Origin of the sequence: Pelagibacterium mangrovi, assembly GCF_036662815.1 — a bacterium.
In the GTDB taxonomy this organism is placed as follows: Bacteria; Pseudomonadota; Alphaproteobacteria; order Rhizobiales; family Devosiaceae; genus Pelagibacterium; species Pelagibacterium mangrovi.
In genome coordinates this window covers 212,267-237,752 of sequence record NZ_JBAFXA010000002.1, presented here as the reverse complement: position 1 = coordinate 237,752, position 25,486 = coordinate 212,267, and the positions used below count along the sequence as shown (strand labels likewise).

General features: G+C 60.0%; 31 protein-coding genes and 1 pseudogene. 18 read left to right on the top strand and 14 right to left on the bottom strand.

All coding sequences use genetic code 11. The features are described 5' to 3' along the window. Positions 1 to 302: 302 nt before the first annotated feature. A complete protein-coding gene (hrcA, locus tag V4T21_RS03895; RefSeq protein WP_332713347.1) occupies positions 303 to 1,391 on the bottom strand; it encodes a heat-inducible transcriptional repressor HrcA in 1,089 nt (362 codons plus the stop codon). Between the two features lie 166 nt (positions 1,392 to 1,557). Here hrcA and rph point away from each other — a divergent pair, with 166 nt between their 5' ends. From rph to hemW, 3 genes are read left to right on the top strand one after another with little or no spacing between them, the layout of a single operon-like run. Next, complete coding sequence (gene rph, locus V4T21_RS03890) at positions 1,558 to 2,280, top strand: ribonuclease PH (RefSeq protein WP_332713344.1); 723 nt, start codon at positions 1,558 to 1,560, stop codon at positions 2,278 to 2,280. Further along, entirely contained in the window at positions 2,277 to 2,912 is a 636-nt protein-coding gene (gene rdgB / locus V4T21_RS03885; RefSeq protein WP_332713341.1) for an RdgB/HAM1 family non-canonical purine NTP pyrophosphatase, read from the top strand. The genes rph and rdgB overlap by 4 nt, the downstream gene beginning before the upstream one ends. After that, entirely contained in the window at positions 2,909 to 4,060 is a 1,152-nt protein-coding gene (gene hemW / locus V4T21_RS03880) for a radical SAM family heme chaperone HemW (protein WP_332713338.1), read from the top strand. The genes rdgB and hemW overlap by 4 nt, the downstream gene beginning before the upstream one ends. A 97-nt stretch (positions 4,061 to 4,157) precedes the next feature. Here hemW and V4T21_RS03875 read toward each other — a convergent pair whose 3' ends face one another. Next, complete coding sequence (locus V4T21_RS03875) at positions 4,158 to 5,393, bottom strand: penicillin-binding protein activator (RefSeq protein WP_332713336.1); 1,236 nt, start codon at positions 5,391 to 5,393, stop codon at positions 4,158 to 4,160. Positions 5,394 to 5,478: 85 nt separating this feature from the next. Between V4T21_RS03875 and rsmI the strand changes: the two genes are divergently transcribed. From rsmI to V4T21_RS03855, 4 genes are all read left to right on the top strand, one after another. Further along, positions 5,479 to 6,363: a 16S rRNA (cytidine(1402)-2'-O)-methyltransferase gene (rsmI, locus tag V4T21_RS03870; protein ID WP_332713333.1), complete on the top strand. Its 885-nt coding sequence runs from the start codon at positions 5,479 to 5,481 to the stop codon at positions 6,361 to 6,363. Further along, complete coding sequence (locus tag V4T21_RS03865) at positions 6,332 to 6,715, top strand: YraN family protein (protein ID WP_332713330.1); 384 nt, start codon at positions 6,332 to 6,334, stop codon at positions 6,713 to 6,715. The genes rsmI and V4T21_RS03865 overlap by 32 nt, the downstream gene beginning before the upstream one ends. Positions 6,716 to 6,836: 121 nt before the next feature. Further along, positions 6,837 to 7,778 carry a glutathione synthase gene (gshB, locus tag V4T21_RS03860; RefSeq protein WP_332713327.1) on the top strand — a complete coding sequence of 314 codons (942 nt, stop codon included), beginning with the start codon at positions 6,837 to 6,839 and terminating at the stop codon, positions 7,776 to 7,778. Positions 7,779 to 7,856: 78 nt separating this feature from the next. Next, complete coding sequence (locus V4T21_RS03855) at positions 7,857 to 8,483, top strand: MarC family protein (RefSeq protein ID WP_332713325.1); 627 nt, start codon at positions 7,857 to 7,859, stop codon at positions 8,481 to 8,483. 4 nt (positions 8,484 to 8,487) lie between these two features. On the opposite strand, the gene V4T21_RS03850 is transcribed toward V4T21_RS03855, so the two are convergent. The 3 genes from V4T21_RS03850 to V4T21_RS03840 all read right to left on the bottom strand — a co-directional run bounded on the left by V4T21_RS03850 (position 8,488) and on the right by V4T21_RS03840 (position 10,242). Then, positions 8,488 to 8,877 carry a barstar family protein gene (locus V4T21_RS03850; protein WP_332713323.1) on the bottom strand — a complete coding sequence of 130 codons (390 nt, stop codon included), beginning with the start codon at positions 8,875 to 8,877 and terminating at the stop codon, positions 8,488 to 8,490. An 8-nt stretch (positions 8,878 to 8,885) separates the two neighbouring features. Then, positions 8,886 to 9,740 carry a glycoside hydrolase family 25 protein gene (locus tag V4T21_RS03845; protein WP_332713320.1) on the bottom strand — a complete coding sequence of 285 codons (855 nt, stop codon included), beginning with the start codon at positions 9,738 to 9,740 and terminating at the stop codon, positions 8,886 to 8,888. 136 nt (positions 9,741 to 9,876) lie between these two features. Continuing rightward, positions 9,877 to 10,242 carry a response regulator gene (locus tag V4T21_RS03840; protein WP_332713318.1) on the bottom strand — a complete coding sequence of 122 codons (366 nt, stop codon included), beginning with the start codon at positions 10,240 to 10,242 and terminating at the stop codon, positions 9,877 to 9,879. Positions 10,243 to 10,544: 302 nt separating this feature from the next. On the opposite strand from V4T21_RS03840, the pseudogene V4T21_RS03835 reads away from it, so the two are divergent. The 8 genes and pseudogenes from V4T21_RS03835 to V4T21_RS03800 form a co-directional block, all read left to right on the top strand. After that, a pseudogene (locus V4T21_RS03835) lies at positions 10,545 to 11,192 on the top strand (magnesium chelatase domain-containing protein); the annotation flags it as partial. A 55-nt stretch (positions 11,193 to 11,247) separates the two neighbouring features. After that, positions 11,248 to 13,062, top strand: a complete 1,815-nt coding sequence (locus V4T21_RS03830; RefSeq protein ID WP_332713315.1) for a recombinase family protein — start codon at positions 11,248 to 11,250, stop codon at positions 13,060 to 13,062. Between the two features lie 69 nt (positions 13,063 to 13,131). Further along, entirely contained in the window at positions 13,132 to 13,578 is a 447-nt protein-coding gene (locus tag V4T21_RS03825) for a hypothetical protein (protein WP_332713312.1), read from the top strand. A gap of 88 nt (positions 13,579 to 13,666) precedes the next feature. Further along, positions 13,667 to 13,951 carry a hypothetical protein gene (locus V4T21_RS03820; RefSeq protein ID WP_332713309.1) on the top strand — a complete coding sequence of 95 codons (285 nt, stop codon included), beginning with the start codon at positions 13,667 to 13,669 and terminating at the stop codon, positions 13,949 to 13,951. Positions 13,952 to 13,967: 16 nt separating this feature from the next. Then, positions 13,968 to 14,348: a hypothetical protein gene (locus V4T21_RS03815; RefSeq protein WP_332713307.1), complete on the top strand. Its 381-nt coding sequence runs from the start codon at positions 13,968 to 13,970 to the stop codon at positions 14,346 to 14,348. 237 nt (positions 14,349 to 14,585) lie between these two features. Continuing rightward, the gene (locus V4T21_RS03810) at positions 14,586 to 15,689 is read left to right on the top strand and encodes a cytochrome P450 (RefSeq protein ID WP_332713304.1); all 1,104 of its coding nucleotides are present in this window, start codon (positions 14,586 to 14,588) and stop codon (positions 15,687 to 15,689) included. Positions 15,690 to 15,896: 207 nt separating this feature from the next. After that, positions 15,897 to 16,130: a helix-turn-helix transcriptional regulator gene (locus V4T21_RS03805; protein ID WP_332713301.1), complete on the top strand. Its 234-nt coding sequence runs from the start codon at positions 15,897 to 15,899 to the stop codon at positions 16,128 to 16,130. A gap of 3 nt (positions 16,131 to 16,133) precedes the next feature. After that, complete coding sequence (locus V4T21_RS03800; RefSeq protein WP_332713298.1) at positions 16,134 to 16,373, top strand: helix-turn-helix domain-containing protein; 240 nt, start codon at positions 16,134 to 16,136, stop codon at positions 16,371 to 16,373. Between the two features lie 494 nt (positions 16,374 to 16,867). Here V4T21_RS03800 and V4T21_RS03795 read toward each other — a convergent pair whose 3' ends face one another. The 3 genes from V4T21_RS03795 to V4T21_RS03785 all read right to left on the bottom strand — a co-directional run bounded on the left by V4T21_RS03795 (position 16,868) and on the right by V4T21_RS03785 (position 18,389). Next, entirely contained in the window at positions 16,868 to 17,077 is a 210-nt protein-coding gene (locus V4T21_RS03795) for a hypothetical protein (protein ID WP_332713294.1), read from the bottom strand. 106 nt (positions 17,078 to 17,183) lie between these two features. After that, on the bottom strand, positions 17,184 to 17,744 hold the full coding sequence (locus V4T21_RS03790) for a DUF488 domain-containing protein (protein WP_332713292.1): 561 nt from the start codon (positions 17,742 to 17,744) through the stop codon (positions 17,184 to 17,186). A gap of 114 nt (positions 17,745 to 17,858) precedes the next feature. Continuing rightward, the gene (locus V4T21_RS03785) at positions 17,859 to 18,389 is read right to left on the bottom strand and encodes a hypothetical protein (protein WP_332713289.1); all 531 of its coding nucleotides are present in this window, start codon (positions 18,387 to 18,389) and stop codon (positions 17,859 to 17,861) included. Positions 18,390 to 18,410: 21 nt separating this feature from the next. On the opposite strand from V4T21_RS03785, the gene V4T21_RS03780 reads away from it, so the two are divergent. Beyond that, positions 18,411 to 18,560 carry a helix-turn-helix domain-containing protein gene (locus tag V4T21_RS03780; RefSeq protein WP_332713286.1) on the top strand — a complete coding sequence of 50 codons (150 nt, stop codon included), beginning with the start codon at positions 18,411 to 18,413 and terminating at the stop codon, positions 18,558 to 18,560. On the opposite strand, the gene V4T21_RS03775 is transcribed toward V4T21_RS03780, so the two are convergent. Together V4T21_RS03775 and V4T21_RS03770 are read right to left on the bottom strand one after the other, a co-directional pair. Continuing rightward, positions 18,557 to 18,937 (bottom strand): flagellar biosynthesis repressor FlbT, encoded by a 381-nt coding sequence (locus V4T21_RS03775; RefSeq protein ID WP_332713284.1) that lies wholly within the window; start codon positions 18,935 to 18,937, stop codon positions 18,557 to 18,559. The genes V4T21_RS03780 and V4T21_RS03775 overlap by 4 nt on opposite strands. A gap of 53 nt (positions 18,938 to 18,990) precedes the next feature. After that, positions 18,991 to 20,283, bottom strand: a complete 1,293-nt coding sequence (locus V4T21_RS03770) for a flagellin N-terminal helical domain-containing protein (protein WP_332713281.1) — start codon at positions 20,281 to 20,283, stop codon at positions 18,991 to 18,993. Between the two features lie 130 nt (positions 20,284 to 20,413). Between V4T21_RS03770 and V4T21_RS03765 the strand changes: the two genes are divergently transcribed. After that, positions 20,414 to 20,620: a helix-turn-helix domain-containing protein gene (locus V4T21_RS03765; protein WP_332713279.1), complete on the top strand. Its 207-nt coding sequence runs from the start codon at positions 20,414 to 20,416 to the stop codon at positions 20,618 to 20,620. Between the two features lie 71 nt (positions 20,621 to 20,691). Next, entirely contained in the window at positions 20,692 to 20,955 is a 264-nt protein-coding gene (locus tag V4T21_RS03760; protein ID WP_332713276.1) for a helix-turn-helix domain-containing protein, read from the top strand. A 1-nt stretch (position 20,956) separates the two neighbouring features. Here the strand turns inward: V4T21_RS03760 and V4T21_RS03755 are convergent, their stop codons facing one another. The 4 genes from V4T21_RS03755 to V4T21_RS03740 all read right to left on the bottom strand — a co-directional run bounded on the left by V4T21_RS03755 (position 20,957) and on the right by V4T21_RS03740 (position 24,976). Further along, the gene (locus V4T21_RS03755; protein ID WP_332713273.1) at positions 20,957 to 21,358 is read right to left on the bottom strand and encodes a DUF6626 family protein; all 402 of its coding nucleotides are present in this window, start codon (positions 21,356 to 21,358) and stop codon (positions 20,957 to 20,959) included. Positions 21,359 to 21,618: 260 nt separating this feature from the next. After that, on the bottom strand, positions 21,619 to 22,125 hold the full coding sequence (locus V4T21_RS03750; RefSeq protein WP_332713270.1) for a hypothetical protein: 507 nt from the start codon (positions 22,123 to 22,125) through the stop codon (positions 21,619 to 21,621). A gap of 807 nt (positions 22,126 to 22,932) precedes the next feature. Continuing rightward, entirely contained in the window at positions 22,933 to 23,571 is a 639-nt protein-coding gene (locus V4T21_RS03745; protein ID WP_332713267.1) for a response regulator, read from the bottom strand. Next, positions 23,564 to 24,976, bottom strand: a complete 1,413-nt coding sequence (locus V4T21_RS03740) for a sensor histidine kinase (protein WP_332713265.1) — start codon at positions 24,974 to 24,976, stop codon at positions 23,564 to 23,566. Before V4T21_RS03740 ends, V4T21_RS03745 begins: the two co-directional genes overlap by 8 nt. Positions 24,977 to 25,486 lie beyond the last annotated feature (510 nt).

Below are 25,486 nucleotides of genomic sequence, written 5' to 3'. Positions count from 1 at the left end.
ACCGATTGGGGGAATTTTCGATTGCCCGCCATATCGGCCAAGGGGCGGATTTTTTCAAGTGCGGGAAATTTGTGGGTGTCATCGAAGGTGGTGATTCGAGGCCGGCTCTGCGCACCCCTCACCCCCGGCCCTGGTTCGTCTCCAATCGCTCCACCGGAGCGATTGGTGGCTGCGCCACCGCCTCCCAGTCCCTCAAGGGGAGAGGGGGGCTCCTGTGGCAGCTTTGGAGTTCTTGCCGCGACGCTGCCAAGGGCTACCCTTCTCCCCTTGAGGGAGAAGGTGAGCCTTAACGATCCCAAACCCTAAATCTCCCCCTTCCGGGAAATCAGCCGCGAGACGATATGGGCGGTGTAATCGACCACCGGCACGATCCTGGCGTAGTTCAACCGCGTCGGCCCGATGACGCCGAGCACGCCGACCACCTTGTCGTTGGCGTCCTTATAGGGCGAGAGTACCACCGAAGAACCTGAGAGCGAAAAGAGCTTGTTTTCCGAGCCGATGAAGATACGCACCCCCTGGGCGGTTTCCGCGTCGTTCAAAAGTTCGATCAACCCCTTCTTGGTCTCGATCTCGTCGAAGAGCTGGCGCACGCGGGCCAGATCGTCCGAGGCCATGGTATCGTCGATGAGATTGGCCCGGCCGCGCACGATCAGCGTCGGCGCCGAGGTATCGGCCTCGATCATCGAGGCGAGTCCGGATTCCACGAGTCTTTGCGCAATGGCGTCGAGCTCGGCGCGCTGGGTTTCGCTCTGGCGGCGGATGGAATCGCGAGCCTCGGTGAGCGTCTTGCCCACGATATGATGGGCGAGAAAATTGGAAGCCTGGGTGAGCGTGCTGGCCGTGAGCCCCGGCGGCAGGGCGATGATCCGGTTTTCCACCTGCCCGTCCTGACCCACCAGGATCGCCATGGCGCGTTCGGGGTCGAGGCGCACGAATTCGAGGTGCTTGAGCACCATGTCCGATTTCGTCGCGATCACCATGCCGGCCCCATGCGAGAGACCCGACAGCAGCACGCTGGCTTCGTTCAGAAGATCCTCGACCCGGCCCGAGCGCCCGCCTCCCGAAACGGTGCGGGCGATCTGGTCGCGCTCGGCTTCGTCCACAGCGCCCACTTCGAGCATGGCGTCGACGAAAAACCGCAACCCCTCCTGGGTGGGCGCCCGCCCTGCCGAAGTATGGGGCGCGGCGATCAGCCCCAGCTCCTCGAGATCGGCCATGACGTTGCGGACCGAGGCGGGAGAAAGCTGCATGTCGAGCATTTTGGAGATGGCGCGCGACCCCACCGGTTCGCCGGTTTCCAGATACCGCTCGACCAGCCGGCGGAAGATATCCTGGCTGCGCGCCGAAAGCGCTTCGAGAAATTCCGAGGATTGTAACGAATGGCGGTCCATGCTCACCCCAGCGGAGAGGTCGAAAAGATCGATACCCGGTTTCGCCCGGCCGATCTTAACTAAGTAGGAGAAAAGCCCCGGGACGCCAAGAGAGCGCTGTTGTTCCCCATCCCGTGAAGCGTTAAGAGGCTGGTAACCAAACCGGCAGGACAAGGATTCGGATTTTATGCGGCCAAGCGGACGGGCGTTCGATCAGATGCGCGATGTGACCTTCGAGCGGGGCATCGCGCCGCAAGCCGAAGGCTCGTGCCTTGTTGCATTCGGGCGCACGCGAGTGCTGGTGACGGCAACCGTCGAAACCACCCTGCCCCCCTGGCGGCGCGGGCAGGGCCTGGGCTGGGTCACCGCCGAATACGGCATGCTGCCGCGCGCCACCGGCAGCCGTACACGCCGCGAGGCGACCGCCGGCAAGCAATCGGGCCGCACCCAGGAAATCCAGCGCCTGATCGGGCGCTCGCTCCGCGCGGTGGTCGATATGGCCGCGCTGGGGGAAAACCAGATCATCCTCGATTGCGACGTGCTCGAAGCCGATGGCGGCACCCGCACCGCCTCGATCACCGGCGCCTTCGTCGCCATGAGCGAAGCGATCGGCTGGATGAAGGAACGCTCCCTGCTCAAGGGCAATCCCATCCGCGACCACGTCGCGGCGGTCAGTTGCGGCATCTATCGCGGCGCGCCGGTCCTCGATCTCGATTATCTCGAGGACAGCGAAGCGGAAACCGACGCCAATTTCGTCCTGACCGGCTCGGGTAAATTCGTTGAGATCCAGGGAACGGCGGAAGGCGAAGCCTTTTCCATGGGCGAGCTCACCCAATTGATCGGGCTGGCGCAGAAAGGCATCGGCGACCTCGTTGCTCTGCAGCGGGCCGTGCTGGAGGTGGCCCCATGAGCCAATTCAAACTCAAGCGCGGCGACCGGCTGGTGCTGGCCACCCACAACAAGGGCAAGCTCGCCGAATTTCAGGACATGCTGGCCGATATCGGCCTCGATATCGTTTCGGCCGGTGAACTCGGCCTGCCCGAGCCCGAGGAAACCGGAACGACCTTTGTCGAAAACGCGCGTTTGAAGGCCCATGCCGCCGCAAAGGCCACGGGTGGGATCGCGCTCAGCGACGATTCGGGGATTTCGGTCGATGCGCTCGACGGTGCGCCGGGCGTCTATACCGCCGATTGGGCCGGCGTGCCGCGCAATTTCACCAACGCCATGCAGAGGGTACAGGATTTGCTGGTCGAAAAGGGCGCGACCAAGCCCGATCAGCGCAAGGCGCAGTTCAACGCGGTCCTGTGCCTCGCCTTCCCCGACGGCACCGACATGATTTTCGAGGGCGTCGCGCCCGGCACCCTGGTCTGGCCGCCGGTCGGCGACAGCGGCCACGGCTATGATCCGATGTTCAAGCCCGATGGGTATGAAAAGACCTTCGGCCAGATGAGCGCGGCCGAAAAGCATTCCTGGGCGCCGGGCAGGGAAGGACTTTCCCACCGCGCGCGGGCTTTCGCCAAATTCGTAAAGGACGTTCTTTGAGCGCCAACACGCACTTCGGGGTCTATGTCCATTGGCCGTTCTGCGCGGCCAAATGCCCCTATTGCGACTTCAATTCCCACGTCCATCACGGCAAGTTCGACGAAGAGAGCTACGTCACCGCCTACGTCAAGGAAATCGAGACCACGGCGCGGCGCGCGCCCGAGCGGCTGGTGGAATCCATATTTTTCGGCGGTGGCACGCCCTCGCTGATGAAGCCCGCCTCGGTCGGCGCCATTCTCGATGCGATTGGAAAAAACTGGCAGGTTTCGGACTCGGTTGAAATCACCCTCGAAGCCAATCCCACCTCGGTCGAGGCCGATCGCTTCCGGGGCTATCGCGCCGCCGGGGTCAACCGGGTTTCGCTCGGCGTCCAATCGCTGCGCCCCGAGCCGCTGGCCCGGCTGGGGCGGCTGCATTCGGTCGACGACGCGGTGGCCGCCGTGAGATTGGCGCAATCGATCTTCGATCGGTCGAGCTTCGATATCATCTACGCCCGCCCCGACCAGACGCTGGACCAGTGGGAAGAAGAATTGACCGAGGCACTGGCGCTTTCGGATGGGCATCTGTCGCTCTATCAGCTCACCATCGAATCGGGGACGCGCTATTTCGACCTGTTCCAGGCCGGAAAGCTCAAGATGCCCTCCGAGGATCTTTCGGCCGACATGTTCGAGATGACCCAGGAGCTGACCGCTTCCTACGGCCTTCCCGCCTATGAGATTTCCAACCACGCCCGCCCCGGTCAGGAAAGCCGGCACAATCTCACCTATTGGCGCTATGGCGAATATGCCGGCATCGGGCCGGGGGCGCATGGGCGGCTGATCATGGGCGGCGCGCGCCACGCCACCGCCGCCGAACGCATGCCGTTCAAATGGTGGGAAAAGGTGATCGAAACCGGCGACGGGCTGGTCACCGACGATACGCTGACCTGGGACGAGGAAGGCGACGAATATCTCGTCATGGGCCTGAGATTGCGCGAGGGCATCGACCCGGCCCGGTATCAATCCCTCGCCCGCCGGGCGCTCACGGCGACCCAGATCGATTTTCTGAAAGGGATCGGCTTTATCGAAACCCTGCCCAATGGCCGGCTGCGCGTCACCGACAAGGGCTGGCCGGTGCTCGACGCGGTGGTCGCCGATCTGGCGGCTTAGTTTTCGCGGCAAGCTCATCAACTGGATTCCGGGAATAAATCCCGGAATGACGCCAGTGGGTTTGGGCAGCGCGGTCGCCTTGAACTTAGCGCGCCCGTTACCGAAACTCCGCCGCCGGCGGTATCCCCGCATCGATCCCGATCCCGCCGCTCGACGCCAGCGGCAAGCCGCCCAGCCGCGCTGCTTCGATGGTCGTCGCCCCGCCGGGGCCGATCTGCCGCATGGTCAGCCCATATTCCCCGCGTCCGTCGAAATGGAACCGGATCGGCCCGTCGCGGCCGCTAAACCCGGCAGGCGAGAGCAATCCATTGCCGAAAGGCGGGGTGGCAAGGCTGAGCGAGGGCGTGTTGGCAAGGAGCACCGCCGAATAGGCAAGCGTTGCAAATTGATGCGGCTCGGTGCCGAACCGCGCGCGATAGGCACCCGCCAATCCCGCCAGCCCGGACGGATCGATGGCCGGATAGACGGCGCCCGCGAGATAGGCCTGCGCCGAAATCTCCGCCGCGCCTTCCCAATCGGACGAGCCGATGACGATAAACCGGTCGCGCGGCACCCGCGCCGCTTCGAGCAAGATGCCGAAGCTCGGCGCGGTGGCGCTGTCGGGGAGATAGAGCGCGTCGACGAGGTTCGACCGCATGGCCGGCGCCAGCCGTTCCACCGCCCGCCGGGCCTGCGCCTCGTCGGAAAACATTTCGATCCCCACGATCTCCATGCCGGTTTCTCCCGCTGCCTGCCGCAGCGCCTCGGCCCGGGCATTGCCCAGCGGGGTATCGGGGATGATCGCCGCGACCGCGTTACGGCCCTGGGCCCGCGCAAAGCCCAAAGCGCGCATGATCTCGGCTTCCGGGAGGACGCTCAGGAGGTACACCCCGTCGGTCGCAACGCTCGATGTTGAGGAAAAGCCGATCAGCGGGGTGTCGTAGGATCGGGCGAGCGCGCCGGCCATGGCGACCGAATCGGCAGTGAGGGGCCCGATGATCAGTTCCGCCCCCTCGGCCAAGGCCTGCTGGGTGGCGTTGCGCGCCATTTCGGCGCTCGAGCCGGCATCCTTGAGCACCAGATGGATGGTGGGGCCGGGTGTCTGCTCCATCGCCAGCCGCGCGCCATTGGCCATCGATCGCCCGACCGAAGCGGCGCTGCCCGAAAGCGGCAGGATCAGCGCCACGCGCACCGGCCCGGTGCCAATGATTTCGCCCTGGGCCGGCGCCATGGAGGAAATCGGCGTCGCCGGCAGGGTCGGGCCTTGCGGCGCGACGCGGGCGGTCGGCGAGCAGGCAATGGCCGTCAGGCAAAGGACAGCGCCTAGAAAATTCTTCGCCCATCCAGACCGCAATCGCCGCTCCCTCATCTCCTGTGGGCCAAACCTCGACAATCGGGCCCCGGCTGGTAAAAGGAAAGCCAATCGAAGGGGCCTTCCGTTGAATCAGGACAAATCCTACCAGATCGCCGGACAGCGCATCGCCGCCCAGACCCCTGCCCCCGGTTTGTACCCGGTGGCGACCCCGATCGGCAATCTCCGCGATATCACCCTGCGCGCGCTCGATATCCTGGCCGGCGCCGATCTGGTGCTGTGCGAAGACACCCGCCATTCGGCGCGGCTTTTCGATGCCTATGGCATCAGGACCCCGCGCACCGCGCTCCATGAGCACAATGAACGCGCCCGGATCGAATCCATCCTCGGCCAGATCGCGGAGGGGAGGGCAATAGCGCTGATTTCCGATGCGGGAACCCCGCTCCTCTCCGATCCCGGTTTTCCGCTGGTCCGCGCGGCGCGCGAGGCCGGGCTCGATGTCTTCCCGATCCCCGGCCCCTCGGCCCTTCTCGCCGCGCTGACCGGCGCAGGCCTGCCGACCGATGCTTTCGCCTTTTTCGGCTTCCTGCCCCCCAAAACCGGCCAGCGCACCAATGCGCTCGGTCCGTTAGCTGGCCGCGCCGAAACGCTGGTGTTTTACGAATCTCCGCGCCGCCTGGGTGCTACGCTTGCCGATATGGCGCAGGTTTTCGGCCCCGACAGGCAAGCGGTCGTGGCGCTCGAACTCACCAAGCGCTTCGAGCGCTTCGAGGCGGGCACCCTCACTCAACTTGCCGAGCACTTTGCCGGCGAAACCAGGGGCGAAGCCGTGATCCTGGTTGCGGGATCGGATGGCGAAACCCCGGCGATGAACGCCGATTGGGAGACGGCCCTGGCCGAGGCAATGGCCGATATGCCCCTGCGCGCCGCCGTCGACGAGATCGCCGCCCGGTTCGGGCTCAAGCGCAAACAGGTTTACGATGCGGCGCTTGCCAAAAAAGCCGGGTCCTGACCGCCGCCGCGCCGAACGGGCCGGCCGCCGGGCGGAGACGCTGGCCGCAGTGTTCCTGCGGCTCAAGCTCTATCGGATCGTCGCCATGCGCTATAAAACGCCGGTGGGCGAAATCGATATCGTCGCCCGGCGCGGGCGGATGATCGTTCTGGTCGAGGTCAAGCAGCGGGCCGGCAGCTCGATGGTCCACGCCCAGGCGCTCGAGGCCGTCAACACGGGCCGGATTATTGCCGCCGGCGGATGGTTCCAATCGGCTCATCCCCACTATCAAGGCTTTGATTTCCGTTTCGACGTGATATCGGTTGCACCCGGGCGCTGGCCGCACCATCTGGTCAATGCCTTTTCCGCTTAGAGCGTTTTCGCTTTTCTTCGAAGCGCTCAATTGCTCTAAGTCTTTGTTTCGTCGCGCTTCCGAACCGCAAAAGTGGCATCCACTTTTGCTGGAAGCGCTCTAGCTCTCCCGAGGTTTGAAGATGCCCCTTTCCGTTGCCGTGCAGATGGACCCCATCGACACCATCAACCCGCTCGGAGATTCGAGCTTTGCGCTGATGCTCGAAGCCCAGGCGCGCGGCCATGCCCTCTCATATTACACGCCTTCATCCCTCGCCCAGCGCGGCGACCGGGTGACCGCGCGGGTGCACAAGGTGGCGGTCGACGACAAGGAAAAGGGCCTCCATTTCACGCTCGAGGACTGGCAGAAGACCGATCTCACCGAATTCGACGTGATCCTGCTGCGCCAGGACCCGCCGTTCGACATGAATTACATCACCACCACCCATATGCTCGAGCGTGTGCACCCCAAGGCGCTGGTGGTCAATCACCCCAAAGAAGTGCGCAACGCGCCCGAAAAAATCCTCGTCACCAGCTTTCCCGAGCTGATGCCCGAAACGCTCATCACCCGCGACGAGACCGAAATCCGTGCCTTCAGGGCCGAATTCGGCGATATCATCCTAAAGCCCCTGTTCGGCAATGGCGGCGCGGGGGTTTTCCGGATCACCCCCGATGACGAAAATCTCGGCTCGCTGCTCGAAATGTTCGATGCCAATTTCCGCGAACCTTTCATGGTGCAGCGTTATCTCCCCGACGTGCGCAAGGGCGACAAGCGCATCATCCTTGTCGATGGAAAGCCGGTGGCGGGGCTGAACCGGGTGCCCGCCGAGGGTGAAGCACGCTCCAACATGCACGCTGGTGGGCGTCCGGAGCTGTCCGACTTGACGGAGCGCGAGTACGAGATTTGCGAAATCATCGGCCCCGAGCTTAAAAAGCGCGATCTGATTTTCGTCGGCATCGACGTGATCGGTGGATATCTGACCGAAATCAACGTCACCTCCCCGACCGGCATCCGGGAGGTCAAGCGGTTCGGCGGGCCCGATATCGCGGTCATGGTCTGGGATGCTATCGAATCGAGGCGCTAAAACGCTTCGCGCAAAAGTGGAAACGGCTCGGTCGGTTACGCTGATTCACGTGGAACAGGGCACAAGGCAGGCAATGGGATGACAGCGAGCTTTTTCGTGGCCTTCGCCACCTTCTTTGCCACTGTGGGCGTGGCCGACATTGCCTTCATCTTTGCCGGGCTCACCCGCAATTACACGGCCCGCCAGCGCTTCGTTGCCGCGACGCGGGGCGTGCTGGTGGCAACGGGCATCCTGTTGTTCTTTTCCTTCGTCGGCAATCTCATCCTCGACGTGTTCGGCATCACCCTGCCCGCGCTCCGGGTGGCCGGCGGCATCCTGCTGTTGCTGATCGCCATCGACATGGTGTTTGCCCGCCACACCGGCGGCACGGGGACCACCACCGAGGAAGAGGCCGAGGGCATGACGCGCGAGGACATTTCGATCTTCCCCCTCGCCATGCCACTGCTGGCCGGGGCGGGTTCGATTTCGGCGGTGATCCTGTTCACCACCGGCGCGCGCTCCGATATTGAATTCTGGATGGTGGTCGCTGCCCTTGTCGCCACGCTTTTCCTGGCTTGGTTGGCGCTTCTGGTCGCCATCCCGATCCAGCGCGTTCTGGGGCTGACGGGAATGTCGGTGGTGACCCGCGTCGTGGGTATCCTGTTGACCGCGCTTGCCGTGCAATTCGTTTTCGACGGCGTGCGCGAAAGCGGCGTACTGGGTTAGCGGACTACGCCCGGATCAGCTCGACCGTGTCGTGCTCGGCGATGATTTGGAGAACGATCTCGAAATAGGTCGGCCCTTCCCCCGCTTCGAGGGCGGCCAGCGCCTTGCGCGCGATTTCGGTATCGTAGCGTTCGGGCTGGGCGAGCTTGGCCTGGTAATAGGCGCGTGTGGTGGCGAGCCCCAGCGCCTGGCGGCTTTTGTCGATATCGCGCCAGACGATGCGCACCCGCTCCTTGTCCTTGAGCGCGCCATAGCCGCCATAGAGCATGTCGTCCAGGGCATCTAGGCTTTGGCCGAGCGTCCAGCTTTCGCCGGCCATGAACACCCGGTTGAGCTCGGCGTAAAACGAGGCGATGTCGAAAATCGCGCCGCCCTCGATGGTGAATGTTTCCATCGCCTGCCCTACTTTAGCGGCGTGCAGCGCCCCTGCCCGGCCAGCCGCATATAGGTGCGCGGGTCGCAGCCGGTGATGAAGAACTGGATCCAGTCGCTTTCCGTACCGTACCAGGCGTTGCGGTCCACCTCGGTGCGCACGCCGGGCACGGTGCCGGTCTGGGTGTACTGCCAGAAGGCGAAGGGGCGGTTTTCGAAGCGCTCATGGGGCTGGGCCGCCGTCGAGCGCAGCCACATGGGATTGTCGAGCGGAACCCCTGCGAGCACGTCGCGGTGGAAATTGATGTCGGTATAGATGACCGGCACCTTGCCCGTATGGGCTTCCATGCCGGCCAGCAACACCCGCACCTTTTCCAGCACTTCGTCGCGCGTGAGGTTGTGCCGGCAGGACGAGCCATTGTTCCATTCGAGATCGAGCACTGGCGGCAGCGCATCGGGTTCGGCCGGAACATTGGCGGCGAACCAGGCCACCTGCTCATGGGCCGGACGGCACCAATAGACGAAATGATAGGCGCCGCGCGGAATGCCCGCGGCGCGCGATTCGTCCCAATTGGTGCGGAAATTGGGGTCGAGATAATCCCCGCCATCGGTCGCCTTGATATAGGCGAAGCGCGTGCCGGCCTGCGCTACCGCCCGCCAATCGATACGGCCCTGGTGGCGCGAAACGTCGATGCCGTGGATGGGCAGGGAATGGGCCCGCGCCACCCCCGGATGGGGTTTGTTGTCGCCCTTGGCCGGATAGTAATTATAGCCGCAGGCCGCCAATACGCCGATCAGCGCCAACCCCGCCGCAAGCGGCCCGATTGCGCGCGCCCATCGAGACGATGCGAGTTTGGAAAGGCGAGGCGGGCGCGGAAGAATCATGAAGCGGACAACTCGACAATTTGAATGGAATTGAGTTCAAATTGTCCTCGCTCATTTCTCCTTAACGCCGCCCTCACAAGCTTGGTTAACCAATGGTAATTGGCGCCCGGTGTGCCCTAAGGGGCGCAGGCAAAACTCAGGCGGCAAGCGCCCTTGCCTGGGAAATCACGGCCTGCGCATTATAGGGCTTGGGGAAAAAATTATCCGCGATTTCGGCGCCGGGTGCCGCCCGGCCCGAAGTGACCATCACGGGAATATGCGGCCAATCGGTTTTCACCCGGCTGGCCAGTTCCAGCCCGTCGATCTTGCCGGCAAGTTCCACATCGGTAAACACCAGCCCGATCGACCTGCGCGTTTCGAGCAGTTCGAGCGCCTGTTCGGCGTCGGGCACCTCGATCACCGAAAATCCGGCGTCGACCATGGCCAGGGTAATATCGAGCCGCACCAGCGGTTCGTCCTCGACCACCAGCACCAGGGGCGGGCTTTTCTTGCGTTTGAACATTCTTGTTCTCCAAAAATCGGCCAGACCGACAAACGGCAAAACGGGCCGGCCCTCGGCCGCGCCCTCGCTTCGCGTCGATCTGGTATAGTCTCGGTTCCAATCCGGCCCGGCTGCCCAAACGGCCTTGGGGGCGGGATGCTTCAATCGCTCAAATGCCGACAAGCGCGCTAATGTTCCCGTCTGCATCATGCGCAAAGGCGATTGCGCATATGCGATTAACGCATGTTCTATAAATGTTCTTGTTTGGGGCCGTAATTGTTGTTAGCGTCGCTTCGATTGGACGAGGTTTTGGGGGAACCGGCATGACCACGCGTATCACCACTGTGGCCTTTCTCGGGATCGAGGCGGTTCCCGTGGATGTGCAGGTGCAGGTTTCGCCGGGCCTTCCCAAGTTCAATATCGTGGGTCTCGCCGATAAGGCCGTGGGGGAAAGCCGCGAACGGGTGCGCGCGGCGCTGATCGCTTCGGGGCTGGCGCTTCCGGCCAAGCATATCACCGTCAATCTCGCGCCTGCCGATCTTCCCAAGGAAGGCAGTCATTACGATCTTCCCATCGCGCTGGGGCTGATGGCGGCGATGGGCGCCATTCCCGGCGACATGCTGGAAAAATTCATGGTGCTGGGCGAGCTGGCGCTCGACGGGCGCGTCTCCCCGGTCACCGGCATCCTGCCCGCCGCCATCGCCGCCAATGCGCGCGATCTGGGCATCATCTGCCCGGCCGCCTGCGGCGCGGAAGCGGCCTGGGCGGGCGAGGATGTCGAAATCGTCGCCGTCGATACGCTTCTGGCGCTGGTCAACCATCTGGCGGGTCGCCAGATCGCCGCCCGGCCGCAGCCGGTGCGCGCGCTTCCCAATGCGACAGGACCCGACCTCGCCGATCTGCGCGGACAGGAGGTCGCTCGACGCGCGCTCGAAATTGCTGCGGCGGGTGCACACAATTTCTTGTGTGCGTGTTACGCAGGAAATAATGGCTGATTGTTAACCGGGACGGCTTTATCGTCTTGGCATGAAAGCAGTTATCTACGCCCGTTGGTCTTCGCTGGAACAAGGCAAAGGCTCGTCGCTTGAACGTCAAATGGACTTGTGTGAGCGGTTTTGCGCTGAACAGGGCTGGGAAATTGTTGATCGCCTGCGTGACGAGGGAAAGAGCGCCTACACAGGTGCGAACCTTCAGGAGGGGCAGCTTGCTCAGTTCACCCAGCGGGTTGAACAAGGGCTGCTACGTGATGAAACGGTTCTGGTTGTCGAGCAATTGGACCGCATTTCTCGTTTGCCACCCGGCCAGGTGATCGCTTGGATACAGCGGGTCATTGGTCACGGCCTCACCATCGCCACCGCGAACGACAAGCTTGTGCTCGATAGCCGTAAGCTTGAAGTCGATCCGATCGGAATCGTCAGCACGGTATTCAACGCTTTCCGAGCTTTTCAGGAAAGCAAACACAAGAGTGACCGTATCGCGGAGAGTTGGCGTATCCGCCGGAAGGCTGCGGAACAGGGCAAGCCGATCACCAGTGTTTGTCCAGCTTGGCTTACGCTGGATCGTGATACTGGCAAGTTTGCTAAAATTCCCGAGCGTGTGGAGATCATCAAGCGCATCTTCCGCGAATACGATGAGGGCTTCGGCAAGCGCAAAATTGCATCACGGCTGAATGCGGAGGGCATCGCACCTTGGGGGCGGGGTGATAGCAAGGGTGACGGTTGGCATCCGAGCTATGTGCAGAAAATCCTCTCCAATGTTGCTGTTCTCGGCGAGTATCAGCCACATACCAGACCACGCGGTGGAAAGCGGGAACCTTCGGGCGATCCCATTCCGAACTATTTCCCGCCGATTATCGATGAAGTGTCGTTTGCGCGAGCCAACAGTGGGCGTCGGCGGCTTTCGGGGGGAGCAATCAAAGGCAACCTGTCGAACCTATTTAGCGGCTTAACACGGTGCGGCGTTTGCGGCGGTAAAATGACCTTCGTGAAAAAACAGAGCGCTGGAGCCAAAAGGAAAAACCGAGCCGGGGAATTCGTCTGGTCCGTCGCCAATGACCAAAGCTATTTGGTCTGTAGTCGTGCGATCAGGCATCTGGAGTGCGACAACCGCAATCACTTCAACTATCTCAAGGTCGAAGCGGGTGTAGTCGAGACGGTGAACCACCTCGTGCTTGATGACGAGCAGTTTGAACGGCCTGATGAAGCCCTGCAAATCGAGCAGGAAATGGTGGCGTTAGAACGTCGCGTGGGAGAGCGACGCCGGAAAGCGCATACGCTGCTCGAACTCTACGGCGAGACCAACAATGCCGATGTCAAGAGCATGTGGCGCCAAACGCAGGATGAAATAGACGAGCATGAGCGGCGCCTTGCCGAACTGCGTGAACAGTTCTTGAGCGCAAAAGGCGCTGTTTCCCCGGTTGAGCATGTGCGCCGCATTCAGAAATTCATCGAGCAGATCAACGACGAAGACCTAGAAATCCGGCTCGATGCACGGCGAAAAACGATGACCGCGATGAATGCCGTCATCGACTTCATCAATTTTGACAGGGATCGCAAGGCAACCGTTGTGTTCATGGGCGGTGCCCACAATGTCAAACTCTCGGACAAGGGTGCCGTGGAGCAAGAATTCAGCTTCTTGGTCCAGCTTACTGAGGGCGATCAGATCGCGACCTTGAACGATGGGACCGAGTTGGTTGCGCCCGTGTCGGCCCTGCGGGATGGTCTGGTTGGCGATGACCCCGTGCGGCAATCGAAACTCGACAAGCTTGTTGATCGTGAGCAGCGCTTCCGCACTGGCATGGCCGAGTTAGAAGCCGAGGAGCAGAAGGAAAAGAGCGGCTAAATCTCTGGTCGCTCTTTTGGATGGTGGCTGTAGGCCGGTGGAAAGCAATCCACATGGAGACACCACAGCATGAGCATCCTGAAGTCCTTGAAATTGGCGACGGCACAGCCGGTGCGTGCCGATGCCGATCCCATCCAGCGGGCGCGTGACAAGGTAATTTCCGCGCTGGCCGAGCAGAAGGCCATGGCCGAAGCCAAGATCGCTGGGCAGCATTTTGCGCCCACTCATATGGTCTGGCGTAAGAACGGCGAAGGTCAGCGGGTTCAGGTTGAGACCCCGAAGCGCCTTCGTGCCGGCTGGTTCGTGGATGCTAGCGGTCAGACCTTCTTCGGACTGCGTTATGCGGGCAAACCCATCGAATTTGCCAAGGACAAGAACGCCATCGCCGTTGGCGAGCTTACGGCGTTGCCCTCGATCCTCGATACCCTGACTGAAGCTGTCCGCGCTGGTGAACTCGACGCCCAGCTTTCGGCTGCTGCTGCCGAACGCGGGCATATGCTGCGCAAGGCCCGATAGCTTTGAGCCCGAAATACCTCCGAGTGCTGGGAGCGGCTGCGACGCTGCTCCCAGCATTTTTGCGTTTCGGTCGGCAGGGAAGCGCACGATGACGAGCTACATGCCGCCGGGTTCGCCAGAATATGAGCGCTTTATCCGGTTCAAGCGGAACTTACTCTATTGGGAGGCCAAGCGTGGGATCACCCGGCAACAACTTCTTGACCACATGGGCGTGGACGTGAACCATTTTGATCGAGCCTCCAAAATGACCAGAGAGGACAAGATCGCCTATCTCGAAAAGATGGCGGCTTTCCTGTCCATCCCATTATCAGCGTTGTTCGCGCCACCACCACCCGACTATCGTTCGCCACGCAGTGGTTGGCGACGTGAATAGGAATAGATGGCCGGGAATGGCTTCGATGCTGTTCCCGGCATTTTTGTCTTTGGTCAGTCCCGCCGATGCTGATGATCACCAAGGACAACGTGATTGCGCCGATCTCCGATCAACGGTCCTGCAACTCGTCGGGGATTGGTCTAAGGACATGCTATTCGCGAGCCGCGACATGCACCGCGATGGCTGGCTCGATGCCAATGCGGCGCATTCGTCGTTCAAAGACGTGCAGATCGCGGTGATGCATTTCGACTACGCCTATGAGACTGTGCCGAAGACCCGCGATGCCTGCTATGAATTGGCTTTCCAATTCGGCATGGAAGTGGGCACCTATATCGAAGAGGTTATGGCTACCGGCACGCGCCCAGCGAGGGGCATAGCGGGGCTGGTAGCCCGATAGGGCAGCACGACTTACCCGATGATCATCAACCCCGCCAGCGGGCGCCGTAGGGCATCAATGAGGCAAATAGCATGTCGGCTGCGCCTTGCCGTTGCGGCGTCATTTGCCTATATGGTGGGGTGAAAGGAATTTGTTGTGCATCAGTCCATCCGCAAGCGCTGAGAATATAAAAGCTGCTTCGCTTTTATTCACGCCCTGCCTCTGGCGGGTGTTTCCTTGTGCAAATGGACACTTCCAATGAAAACCTTCGATCTATTTGATCGCCCAGCCAACTGGGCGACCGCAGCCGATGCCTTCCGTGACGACTTTGAGCGGGGCGACCGCATTCAGGCGGCCCCATGGGGTGGTTATGCCATTCTGGGCTATGGCGAACTTTTGGAACTTGCCCGCAATCCCGCCGTGGATGGAATGGCTCCTGACCCGCAGGCCATGGCGAGCACGCCTAACGTTTACACTATGTTGGCGAGAGCGCTGTTCACCAAGGCGGGTCACCACCATCGTGGTGAACGCGCTGCCGTAATTGCCGCCTTCAACAGCGCGGATGTTCCCGCTGTCGTTGCAGAGGTCGCTGCCTCTATCTTGCCGCCCACGGCCTCTGAGCTGGACGTGATGGATGGCATCGTTCGTCCGCTGGTTCGGGAGATATGGGCACGGATAGTCGGCTATAACACTGACGAGGCCGCCGCGTTGGAAACGGCGGTGCAGGAACTGGGTCATGTTCTGTCCTCTGCACCAGATGCCAGCAAGGCCGATATCGCCGATGCAGCAGCGCAACGGGTTCGGGGCCTCAGTCTGGCTGTGGTTGAACGCGGTAGCCCGTTTGCAAATGTGCTGGAGCAGAAGCTGGACAAAGATCTGGCGACTGATCTGATCGCCGGCATGGCCTTTGATGCTTTGGAGACCTCATCTGTGGGCATCGTGGCCAGCTTGCGGATTGCTGCCCGAAACGCGGATAAATTGCTGCCGACCGCCAAATGCGCGGATGAATGTCTGCGGCTTGCCAGCCCCACCCCGTTTACAGTGCGGCAAACCACAGAGGTCGTTCGTGTGGGCGATGTGGAGTTTTCGTCAGGAACACCGTTGAGCATGATTTGGGCAGCGGGCAACCACGATCCTTCAACGTTTGTAGCGCCGGAAACGTTCGATCCAGATCGAGAACGGTTACGCCCCCTTAGCTTTGGTGCGGGGCAGCATGCCTGCCTGGGGCTGGGTATCGTGCGAACTGCGATGCAACAGCTGCTCGCCCTCATGGTCGAACGGCGTCCGAGCATCAGCGGGGATGTGCAGGGCTGGTATCCGTTCAATCCCGCCGGTCCCGAGCCCCTGAGGGTTTCGTTCTAGCGGGCCACCCGCGCAATGCGCGCGTGGCACCCAGACCGGTATAGCCATCGGCTATACCGGTCTGGCCTTGTCCAAAGTGCCCGAGTGGCCAAAACCCGTTCCTAACCCCTTGGTTCTGCTGGTTTCTTTTGCTGAAAAACGCGAGTTCTTGGCCTTTGATCCATTCGGCTGCATATCGCGGCATCGATACGGAAACGGAGATGTGGATTGCGGCCAAGGATCACGGAGGGGCACAAGCTGCTCGCGCACAACGTTCGGCGCTGGCGGGAATTGCGCGGGATCGACACCATCGAACTGGCCAGTGCCATGGATTGGCCTCTGGCCATGATCGAAGACATTGAGCGAGCTGCACGGTTCGACATCACTCTCAACGACATCGACCAGATGGCCGAAGCTCTCGATGTTCGGGCCTTCCAATTGCTCGCGCCGGTCAGGGAATAGCCGATGCCGCGATTGAAGCATCCCGAAGCACCACGGCTGCTTGCCCGCAATGTCTGGCGCTATCGGGAACAACGCCGGATCACAGTCAGCGCTTTGGCCGAGAAACTCGATTGGCCCTTGGTGGAGCTCTATAAGATCGAGGGTGGCGATAAGTTCGATCTGAGCCTTGATGAGCTTGAACGCCTTTCACTGGCGCTTCACGTTGAGCCCGCCGATCTTCTCAGAAGAAATTCGGATCACTAAGGCTTTAGCCGCTATCGGTTGATCAGAGATCGCTTTCGTTGTTGACCGCCGGTTAAACCGAGCAATTTCACGAATGGGTGCGCGGTTACTCATTCGTAGCCCGACTGTCGTTGTATTCGAATATTGGCCAAGCTGGCCCGGTCCAGATGGCCACCGGCTGGTTTGAGATCGACATATCTCCCCAGCGGATTCCCGCAGTGAGAGCAATTCACCTCTGAATCGGGTGTAAGATCACTGCCAATCAGGGTATTCGCAGTCTTACAGGTGGGACAGACGATTGATCTGTCGCTCGCGGATTGAGCGGGCACAATGCTTTCCTTCCGTGGGTTACGTCGAAAGCTCAAGCCTCTTGGATTAGGACCATCTGTCTCTCAGCGGCGGCATGCCATTCGGCGCCGACGATTAGTCGAGCGTCTGCCGCAACTGTGTCGGAAGGGAGGCGCACCTCCAGATGTCCGCCTCAATTTAAGGCTAGTCGGGCAGGGAAGTCTGCGCTATTCGCCATTCTTTTTGTTGTTGTGCTGGCGGTCTTCCTGATTCATGCCGTGTTCACTGATCGGCATTTCGCTTTGTCGTGCGTCTCTGTCCCGAGGAGCGCGGCTATGGCTTTGTTCGGGATGCTTGTCGACATCGCTCTTCTTCGGGACGTCGGGTTTCTTTTCCAACTGGCGCTCGAACTGCTCATGGGTCTTTTTGCCTTGCATCACCATTCTCCTCATGGTTCGCGGGATGGTGATGAACAATCCCAGAGCACGCCTTTTCGTTGCAGGGAGAATGACGGCGGGCAAAGGCTCGCCACAAGCGACGATCCTAGGAGTCCGCTACCCGACTATGGGCAGGGCGAGGGGGATAGGTGATCGCGCCGCCACCGGGAGATTTCACCGCACCCACGGTTAGCTTTGCGTGCTCGCGGCGTCCTGGCGCCATCAGGTGATCGACGTCGTGCCCGGCCATCAAAAGATAATCGGTAATGATTCTGCGGTGGCACCGCCACCAGACAGCCTCTGAGCACATCAATGCCAAGCGCTGGTCTCGGCCAAGATCGATCAAGCGACGGAAGGCGGCGGAGAATTCGTCGCCCATCGCGTAATCGGCATAGTTGTGGAAGCTCTGAACGCGCCAGAGTGCATTGGTGCCTTCGTTCACACCTGGCTGCTTTCCTCTCCGGCCGCCGAGTGCAGGACAGTGCCGGTATCCGATCTGCACTTCCGCGAGATCATTGGGCAAGGTGTCGATGTTGAATATGGGATTGGCACGCGATCGGGGGAAGGTTCGAACGTCGATCAGCAGGGAGACCTGAGCACCGCGTAGCATCTCAACCAGTTCATAGAGCGGGCGATTGGAGTGTCCAATTGTCAGGAAACAAGCCATCGCATTGGCAACTCGTTGAGTTGAGCGACAGTTCCACCATTTACCCTAATCTTCCAGCTCGCCACCCTCACAGTCAAAGGTCGCCCCAAGGGGCGACCTCACCATTGTCAGAGACTATATCAACCCAGCCTCAGCGCATTCTGCGAGTGTGATGGCGTCAAAGTCGATGGTTGCATCGCCGGCCATCGTGTCGCCCGGCGCAGCTATTTCCGGATCGGTGGCCATGCCGTCAGCGGCTGTCTCGTCGCCGGCTGCATCGCCATTAGCATTCGTGTCGTCAGCGGCTGCATCACCCTCGGCTGCATCCCCGTCAGTGGCTGCATCGTCGGTGGCCGCATCAGCTCCTGCTGCATCTTCGCCCTCTGCGGCCAGCATCTGGCAGTGATCTGACACGGCGGGAAGGTCTTCGTCAGTGACTGCCTGGTCGCCGACCATGGTCTGAGCGAGCGCGCCAGTGCTGAGCGTCACAGCGGCTGCCAAAGCAATCGGTGATATGAGCATTTTGAAAGACATTCGTTCCTCCTGCTGGATGGTTGGGGCACTGCCGCGCAGCACCTTCATCAACAATCGCGTGAGGGCACGCTCGTTCCCGTCGTCGTTCGCTAGCCGCTGCTTGCCCATAATGTTTGGCGATACCGGGAACAACGCCAGATCACCGCGAGCGCCTTGGCCGAAAAGCTCGATTGGCCATTGGCGGAAATCGACAAAATCGAAAACGGCGATAAAACCGATTTGACCGTTGATGAGTTGGAGCGGCTTTCCCTAGCCCTTCATATCGAGCCCGCCGATCTTCTCAGAAGGAATTCGGCCCACTAGATATCGCTTCCGGTGTCGGATTGCCGGGTGAAGCGGGCGATTTCGCGAATGGCCATGAAGCAATTGCCCTCGGCCAGCCAGTCCTCGATGCGCAGCACCAATCCGGCGGCATCGTCGGATTGGGCTTCGACCTCCCGCGCCAGTTTGCGATAACTCACCATATGCTGGGCGGATTGGCCGTGCAGATAGATTTCCTGCAAGAGTAGGTGCAGCCTTTGCAGTGGCGTTTCCGCCGTCTCCGGATCGATGGCCTCGCGGTCCTTGAGCACCGGCTGATCGCCATCAATGTAGATGGTGACGGTGGTGTCGGCACGAATAACAAGGGTCGACCTGCCGATATAGATTTTTTCGCCGGGCTTGATAGCCAGTTTGAGCAAGGTTGGTTTCTTCTCAGAAGATGGGGTGACGCCGAAGCGCCACCCCAAGATGATTAGAACAGACGCAACACGGCCTGATCGGCCTGCGAGGCCATCGACAGTGCCGACGAGGACAGCTGCTGGCGGGTTTGCAGCGCCAAAAGGTTGGCGGCTTCTTCATTGGTGTCGGCCAGGGTGAGATTGGCCGCGCCGGTCTGCAGGGTGTTGATGGTCGACTTGGTAAAATCCTGCCGGGTCTGAACAATCGAGAGGTTCGAGCCCAGGTTGGATGCAACCGAACGCAGGGACACCAAGGCTTTGCCCAGATTGGTCGCCGCGTTTTCCAGATCACCATCGCTTTGGAAGTCGATTTCTTCGCCGCCCGCGAGAATGCCGAGGCTCTGCGCATCGAGCTTGGTGCCCTCGATGTTCAATGACGCTGCGGCATCGCCGGACTTTTCGTTGAACACCACCTTGAGCTTATCGCCATTGAGCAGGTTGATGCCGTTGAACGAAGCATCCTGCGCCAGCTTGCCGATCTGATCACGGATTTCGTTGAACTGGGACACCAGCTTGGTGCGCACTTCACTGGAGACGCCAGTGGAGGCAACGCCAGCGCCCGTCAGAGCCGTGGTGCCATCATTGCCGGTGTTGACGCCCATGGCTGTAAATGCCGCAGCCGCGGGGTCGCTGTTGTCGGCTGTGGCATCGAGCTTGAGGGTCTTGCTGTCATTGGCGGTGATCAGCAGTTTGCCGGTGTCATCGACCGAGGCCGATGCCAGCCCCGAGGCGTTGATCGAGGCCACGAAGTCCCGCACCGTGGTGGACGCATCCACCTCAAAGGTGTGGGTGGTGTCGCCAACACTTATGCGGACCGCACCGGTGTCGTCGGCACCGATAGCACCCATCAGGCCAGCGATGCCATCCGTGCCCGCCACTGATGCTGTAGCGGAGCCAGCGATCTTCTTGTCGAGTGCGGTTTCCCGAACTGATTTGCCGGTGGCATCGCTCTCGGCAGCCGTTGCGAGCGTCTTGTTGAGTTCGGGCTTGGTCTTCGTGGCCGCATCGCCAAGTGCCTGACGGATCGTGGACTGGGCGCTTTCGACGAGCTTGGTGATCGCCTTGATGCCGTTATCGGCTTCCTCAATGGTTTTGATGCCGTTCGACATGCTGTCCATGAGGTTGTTGAGGTCCGACGCCCGAGAATTGAGCGAGGCGGCGGTGAAGAAATTGGTCGGATTGTCGAGGGCCGAATTGACCCGGTTGCCGGTGGCCAGGCGCTCTTGCGTCTTGCCCATGAGGTTTGCGGTGTTCTGGAGGGAAAGCAGGTTCGAGCGAACCGCTTTGGAAAGCGAGATATCAGACATGTGACTTCCTTCTGGAATGGCCGAGGCGAATTCTGTCCCCGGAGCCATATGAGGCGTAAAAGCATCATATTAAGAAGTCATTAATCCGTGCGTATAATCCTCGCACGCACAATCGTGCATGGGAGGTGGAATGACCAGTGCTGCACTGGCCGTGGGCCGCAACATTCGGCGGGTGCGGGAACACAAGGGAATCTCACGGGATGACTTTGCCCGAGCCCTCGGCACCAGCATCGCGCAAGTGACCCAATGGGAAGCCGGGCAGGCTGATCTCGATGTCGATACGCTGGACCGGATCGTTGCGGTGCTGGAGATCAAGCACCGCGACCTGTTCGACTGACCCGTGTCAAACGCCTAAATATAGGCGTAGTGTCCGTGGATTAATGCGGCACTTTATGATGATTTGCGCCGATGAATGCACGCGAACTTGTGGCTTGGAACATGCGGCGCTTGCGGGTGGCTGCTGGCTTCTCGCAGGAAAAACTCGGCGATGCCGCCGGGGTGGACCGCACCTATGTCAGCCGTCTTGAGCGCAAGATGGAGAACCCATCGATTGGCGTTCTCGAAAAAATATCCGAGGCGCTGGGCGTGCACATCTCCGAGATGTTTGCCGAGCCCGATCCCAACGAGAAAGCGCCCAAGCCGTTGAAGGCTGGGCGGCGTCCAAATTCGTAAACTAGGCGTTGCGAGGATCTAATCCGGCCAGCCAACGAATAGCGGCCGTAAGATCGAAGGGTTCGGGAGCAATGGTTTGCGTCGTGCCCACGTGGGCAACCTGTTTGGTTAGGGAACGTGGTAAGGTCTGTTCTGCGAGATAAATGTTGACCTGCGCCATTGCATGACGAAGCGCTACCTCACCGCTCTCATCACCGTGTAATCCTTTTATTTCCGAATAAATTGCATCACCGAGCCCCATGATGACCTGGTTCGAAACCGCACGCTGCTTGGCACGCATCGAGGTCAGATAGCTCGGGGACTTTCCGAGCAGTCGTTCCGAGAATTCACCTTTGGACCGGACAATCCCAGCCTCATGAAGCTGCCCGTAGATATTTTCCAGAAATTCGATACCCTGTGTCACGTGCGTTGAGCCTCCCTGTTAAATTCCCCTGAGCTGCCGCAGCGCTTCGATGGCTGCTGCAACGGTATTTAGCTGTTCGGCTTCACTGGACTGCAAATGCCCTGCTGTGAGACGCCGTAGGGCATCAGCGGGTAGCTTGGGAACAAGACCGCGGGGAACAGCAACAACGGAATTTCGAAAGCCCGTGCTGTCCAGGCTGCAGCAGAAAAGGGACATTGCAAATTGCAATGTCCCCGAGCGTTACCAGAACTGCCCACTGGCTAGGTCGTCAATGTCAGCAGCCGCTTGCGCTCTTTGGTGGCTTTGGTTGCAGCGACACGCGCGTCAATCTGCTCCTGCGATTGCTTGACACCTTTTTTGGACCGGCTGACTGCGGCCTTATGCTCTGCGGAACGCTTTCGTCCACGCTGGGCGTCACCAATGCGCTTCTTGGCATCTTCGGTATGGGTTTCCCCAGCCTGGAGATAAAATCGTTCCCGACTTTTCTCGCGTGTGAGGATGCGCGCTGTCGTTGCGTCCATAACGCCTGCTTTTCGGTCGGCTTTGGAGCGCCAGGATAGGACAAAGCCCTTATCCCTATGTCTCATGGCCTTACCAAGCCGCTTGCTCTGATGCCAATAGACGAGTTTCTCCAGCTGATCCATTTTCCAGAGGGCCTGGTATTCCAAGAAAGTGAGCTTGAAATCTATTCCCTTTGAAATTTGATAGCTTTGGGCACGGCTGTAGTGGCTCCAGAGCCAGGTGACGATGCCTTCGGGTAGTGACATAGACATGTTTTTCTCCTTGTTATTGTTGTCTATGTCTCAATTTAACAAAACTGGAATCACCACGTCATTATTCATGTAAGAAAGAACATATATATTATAATCTACTGATCTTCATTGAAAGACATGGCTTAAGAAAGAACTATCTATCTATAGATAGATATTCCCTCCCTAAGGCATACCTCCCAACGAACATCAGGCGAGCGACAGCGCCTTTGGCGGCGCGTTTCTTCGTTCGCCAAGCTCACTCAGAACCCGCTTGCCAAAGAGGCGCTCTCGCGAGTGCTTTCGCCCTCGGCCGTTGGCAGGGCCAACGAGCCGAAGGTCTTCACGCACCAGTTCGCTGAAGCTCACTGGCACGTGTCATTGGCCTTCAGCCAATGGAGAGACGCCGTAGGCGTGAGAAATTGAGGGAGAGGGTTCCGCGCGCGAAAGCGAAACAGCACAGAGGTATCAATAGCCAAAAGAGCGCGGAATTCGAATTTTTCTTCCTTGGAAATCAATACCCTAGAAAGCGCAGATAAGTAGGGAGCATATAGGGTAGCTGACCGGTCGGAACCTTGCTCATACGTGTTGAAATGCCTGAGAGTGAGTGTGCACCGAGTGCAGTCGATCTGGTTCTGCAAAGTTTTGAATTAAGCTGCTGTTCGGCTGTGGGCGTCATTGTTCGCGTTCATAGTATTCTCCGTGCTGCCCGAAACCTGCCGTGCGTTCGGTTTCCTACAAACGGCAGGTCGCGCATCTGCAGTGCTTCCGTCGTCAATTTCGTCGGTACGACGGTGAGCATTGAAAGGATTGTTCGCGGTCCTACTATCCCCATTCCTGTCTTGCCAGCAACGCGGCCTGCACGCGGTTGCGAACCGCAAGCTTGGTGAAGATGTTGGAGAGATGGAATTTCACAGTTTTTTCCTGCACGGCCAGATTCCGGGCAATTTCGCTGTTGCTCATGCCTTGGGATACCAGTCGAAGCACGCGGCCTTCCTGCGCCGTCAGGGCCGCAAGCGCTTGTTGCTCCGGAGTGCTGGCCTGCGCCGCCTGCCGATTGATAAGGCCACTGAAAAGCCGAGGCGAGATATAATCGCTACCTGCGAAAATCTCGTGCAAAATCGCCAAAAGGTCCCGTGCCGTGGTACCTTTCAAGACATAGCTGACAGCACCCAATTCTAGCGATCGTGCGACGTCGTCGGCCTTCTCCGAAGCGGTCAGCATCACCACCGAGGTCGCCGGACTTGCCTCAAGAATTTTCGGAATGACGTCCACCCCGCTCTGATCCATGGTGATATCGAGCAACACCATGTCCGGACGGTGATCTTGGGCGAGCGACACGGCCTCCACTCCACTCGTTCCCTGCCCAACGACATCGAACTCTTCCTCAAGTTCCAAGGCCTGAATGAGCCCGGCGCGGAAGATCGGATGATCATCGACAACCACGATGCGCTTTTTATCCATCGACCATATGCCCCTTTAGGTCGAGACTCATTGTCAAGATGCTTTTGTCGGCCAGAGGCGTGAAAGAGAAAGTTCCGCCCAGGGTATCGACCCGCGCCTGTAGTCCCTTTAGCCCCATACCGTAAGTCGTCTTGCGCTCTCCTGCCTCTCCAGGTCCGAAAGTCGTGATCGCCAAATGCAGGATCGAGCCAACCTCGACCCGGGCTTCCACCAGCGCACGACCGCTTTTGGAATGACGGAAGGCATTGTTGAGGCCCTCCTGTGCGAACCGGAAGGCGCAGACATTGACTGGGCTCGTGGTTCTCGTGGTGCCGAGTTCGATGTCTGTTCCCACATCCATGCCCGTGCGCTCGACGTGCATCCCGATCGCCTGCGATATGGCATCGGCCAGAGGCATGTCGTCGATGGCCGGCAGCGCCAGCCCCGTGGCGATATTGCGGATGTCGTTGAGCGCCTGTCCAAGACTCGTTTCGATATCGCCCAATTCGACCTCCCGCTGGTCGTTGGTCAGGGCGCGACGAGCGCGCTCCACCTTAAGGGTCGCGAAGCTGATGAGTTGGCTGGGCCCGTCATGAAGATCGGCGCCGACCGTGCGTAGCATCCTGTCGGTAAATTCGGTCATGGAACGGGATGCGTCGAGCGCCCGGCGGCGCAAGGCGGCGTTGCGTTCCGCGAGTTGGCGGCTGGCGGCCAACTGCCGCGCGAGAGATTTCTCCTGATGATCGATCACGCGGGAGGCGCGCCAGACGATTGAGAACAGGGCCAGCCAGAAAGCGAGACATGTAAGTCCCACCGCCGTCCAGCTTCGCAGGGTAGCGACCGCAAGGGTTGTCCAGATATCTTCGGATGCTTCGTGGATTTCCGAAACCGCGACGACCTCTCCCGTCATACCTCGCAATGGGGTGTAGATCTCGGTAAAGGTGCGCGTGAAATCGCGACTGGTGTGCTCCATGGCCCCAAGGTCGGTCTCGGCCGCCACGACTTCGCCCGTGAAGGCCTGGCGAGCCGCGTCGGGAAGTTCGAAGATGCGCCCAACCAGTTCGGTCGAATTGGAATAGAGGATCGTTCCGTCGGGACTCCATATTTCGAGATAGGGGATGCGGTCGGTAAATTTCGGATCGTCGAGCAGCGCATCGAGTTCGGCGCGGGCCCTTTCGCCCACGGTTCCGGCGGTCCGAAGGTCGCGTAGATATTGGGCAATGGTGCTGTCAACGAACAGCGCCGTGGCGACCGCCCGGTGATAGAGCACATTCGAGCGCACGAAGTTGGTAATGACCATCCCGCAAATGAGGACGCCGACGATCATTACCGTACCGCCGGCCCATGTGAACTTCTCGATCAGGCTGCGCTCACGCCAATAGCGAAGCCCCCTATTCCAAAGCGGCACGCTGGCAACACCAGCCATGCTTTTGTCCTCTCTTCAGGTTGCGCCTCTGCCTCCCACAGAAATGTCATCCAGGTGGTCGAAGGAATTTGCTTATCCCTTGGGCACATTATCGAACAAAATAAAACAGGGAAGATGAAAAGCGAAGTAATTTAAAAGTAGAGTGTAATGGTTGACAATTACCTAGTCTAAAGTCCTGAAAACCATCAGACCAACGACCCTTAACTTCACCAGACCATTCGTCATTACCTTCGGTTGGGTTTTACCGCAGCATGTTGGCAATTGTCAGCTAATCGGGCGCGGTGTGACCGGCCCTGAAAGGGACGAAAATGGTCAAGCTCAACACACACGACCTCTCTTTTATCCTGGACCAGATCCGGATTGCAGAGGCCCACAACGCCCTCATCGCCGGTTTTACCCCTGACGATTACGCGGAAGACGACCCCGTTGGCGATGCATTGCGCACGCTGGTCGACAGCCCGTTGCTGCCCCACGGATTACGCACCGTCGATGGGAGCTACAACAATCTGG

Excerpts from the sequence above, each read along its gene's own strand:
- hrcA (WP_332713347.1), bottom strand. The coding sequence starts at position 1,391 with ATGGACCGCCATTCGTTACAATCCTCGGAATTTCTCGAAGCGCTTTCG.
- rph (WP_332713344.1), top strand. The coding sequence starts at position 1,558 with ATGCGGCCAAGCGGACGGGCGTTCGATCAGATGCGCGATGTGACCTTC.
- rdgB (WP_332713341.1), top strand. The coding sequence starts at position 2,277 with ATGAGCCAATTCAAACTCAAGCGCGGCGACCGGCTGGTGCTGGCCACC.
- V4T21_RS03865 (WP_332713330.1), top strand. The coding sequence starts at position 6,332 with ATGCGGCGCTTGCCAAAAAAGCCGGGTCCTGACCGCCGCCGCGCCGAA.
- gshB (WP_332713327.1), top strand. The coding sequence starts at position 6,837 with ATGCCCCTTTCCGTTGCCGTGCAGATGGACCCCATCGACACCATCAAC.
- V4T21_RS03855 (WP_332713325.1), top strand. The coding sequence starts at position 7,857 with ATGACAGCGAGCTTTTTCGTGGCCTTCGCCACCTTCTTTGCCACTGTG.
- V4T21_RS03850 (WP_332713323.1), bottom strand. The coding sequence starts at position 8,877 with ATGGAAACATTCACCATCGAGGGCGGCGCGATTTTCGACATCGCCTCG.
- V4T21_RS03845 (WP_332713320.1), bottom strand. The coding sequence starts at position 9,740 with ATGATTCTTCCGCGCCCGCCTCGCCTTTCCAAACTCGCATCGTCTCGA.
- V4T21_RS03840 (WP_332713318.1), bottom strand. The coding sequence starts at position 10,242 with ATGTTCAAACGCAAGAAAAGCCCGCCCCTGGTGCTGGTGGTCGAGGAC.
- V4T21_RS03830 (WP_332713315.1), top strand. The coding sequence starts at position 11,248 with ATGAAAGCAGTTATCTACGCCCGTTGGTCTTCGCTGGAACAAGGCAAA.
- V4T21_RS03825 (WP_332713312.1), top strand. The coding sequence starts at position 13,132 with ATGAGCATCCTGAAGTCCTTGAAATTGGCGACGGCACAGCCGGTGCGT.
- V4T21_RS03820 (WP_332713309.1), top strand. The coding sequence starts at position 13,667 with ATGACGAGCTACATGCCGCCGGGTTCGCCAGAATATGAGCGCTTTATC.
- V4T21_RS03815 (WP_332713307.1), top strand. The coding sequence starts at position 13,968 with ATGGCTTCGATGCTGTTCCCGGCATTTTTGTCTTTGGTCAGTCCCGCC.
- V4T21_RS03810 (WP_332713304.1), top strand. The coding sequence starts at position 14,586 with ATGAAAACCTTCGATCTATTTGATCGCCCAGCCAACTGGGCGACCGCA.
- V4T21_RS03800 (WP_332713298.1), top strand. The coding sequence starts at position 16,134 with ATGCCGCGATTGAAGCATCCCGAAGCACCACGGCTGCTTGCCCGCAAT.
- V4T21_RS03795 (WP_332713294.1), bottom strand. The coding sequence starts at position 17,077 with ATGCAAGGCAAAAAGACCCATGAGCAGTTCGAGCGCCAGTTGGAAAAG.
- V4T21_RS03790 (WP_332713292.1), bottom strand. The coding sequence starts at position 17,744 with ATGGCTTGTTTCCTGACAATTGGACACTCCAATCGCCCGCTCTATGAA.
- V4T21_RS03770 (WP_332713281.1), bottom strand. The coding sequence starts at position 20,283 with ATGTCTGATATCTCGCTTTCCAAAGCGGTTCGCTCGAACCTGCTTTCC.
- V4T21_RS03765 (WP_332713279.1), top strand. The coding sequence starts at position 20,414 with ATGACCAGTGCTGCACTGGCCGTGGGCCGCAACATTCGGCGGGTGCGG.
- V4T21_RS03760 (WP_332713276.1), top strand. The coding sequence starts at position 20,692 with ATGAATGCACGCGAACTTGTGGCTTGGAACATGCGGCGCTTGCGGGTG.
- V4T21_RS03750 (WP_332713270.1), bottom strand. The coding sequence starts at position 22,125 with ATGTCACTACCCGAAGGCATCGTCACCTGGCTCTGGAGCCACTACAGC.
- V4T21_RS03745 (WP_332713267.1), bottom strand. The coding sequence starts at position 23,571 with ATGGATAAAAAGCGCATCGTGGTTGTCGATGATCATCCGATCTTCCGC.
- V4T21_RS03740 (WP_332713265.1), bottom strand. The coding sequence starts at position 24,976 with ATGGCTGGTGTTGCCAGCGTGCCGCTTTGGAATAGGGGGCTTCGCTAT.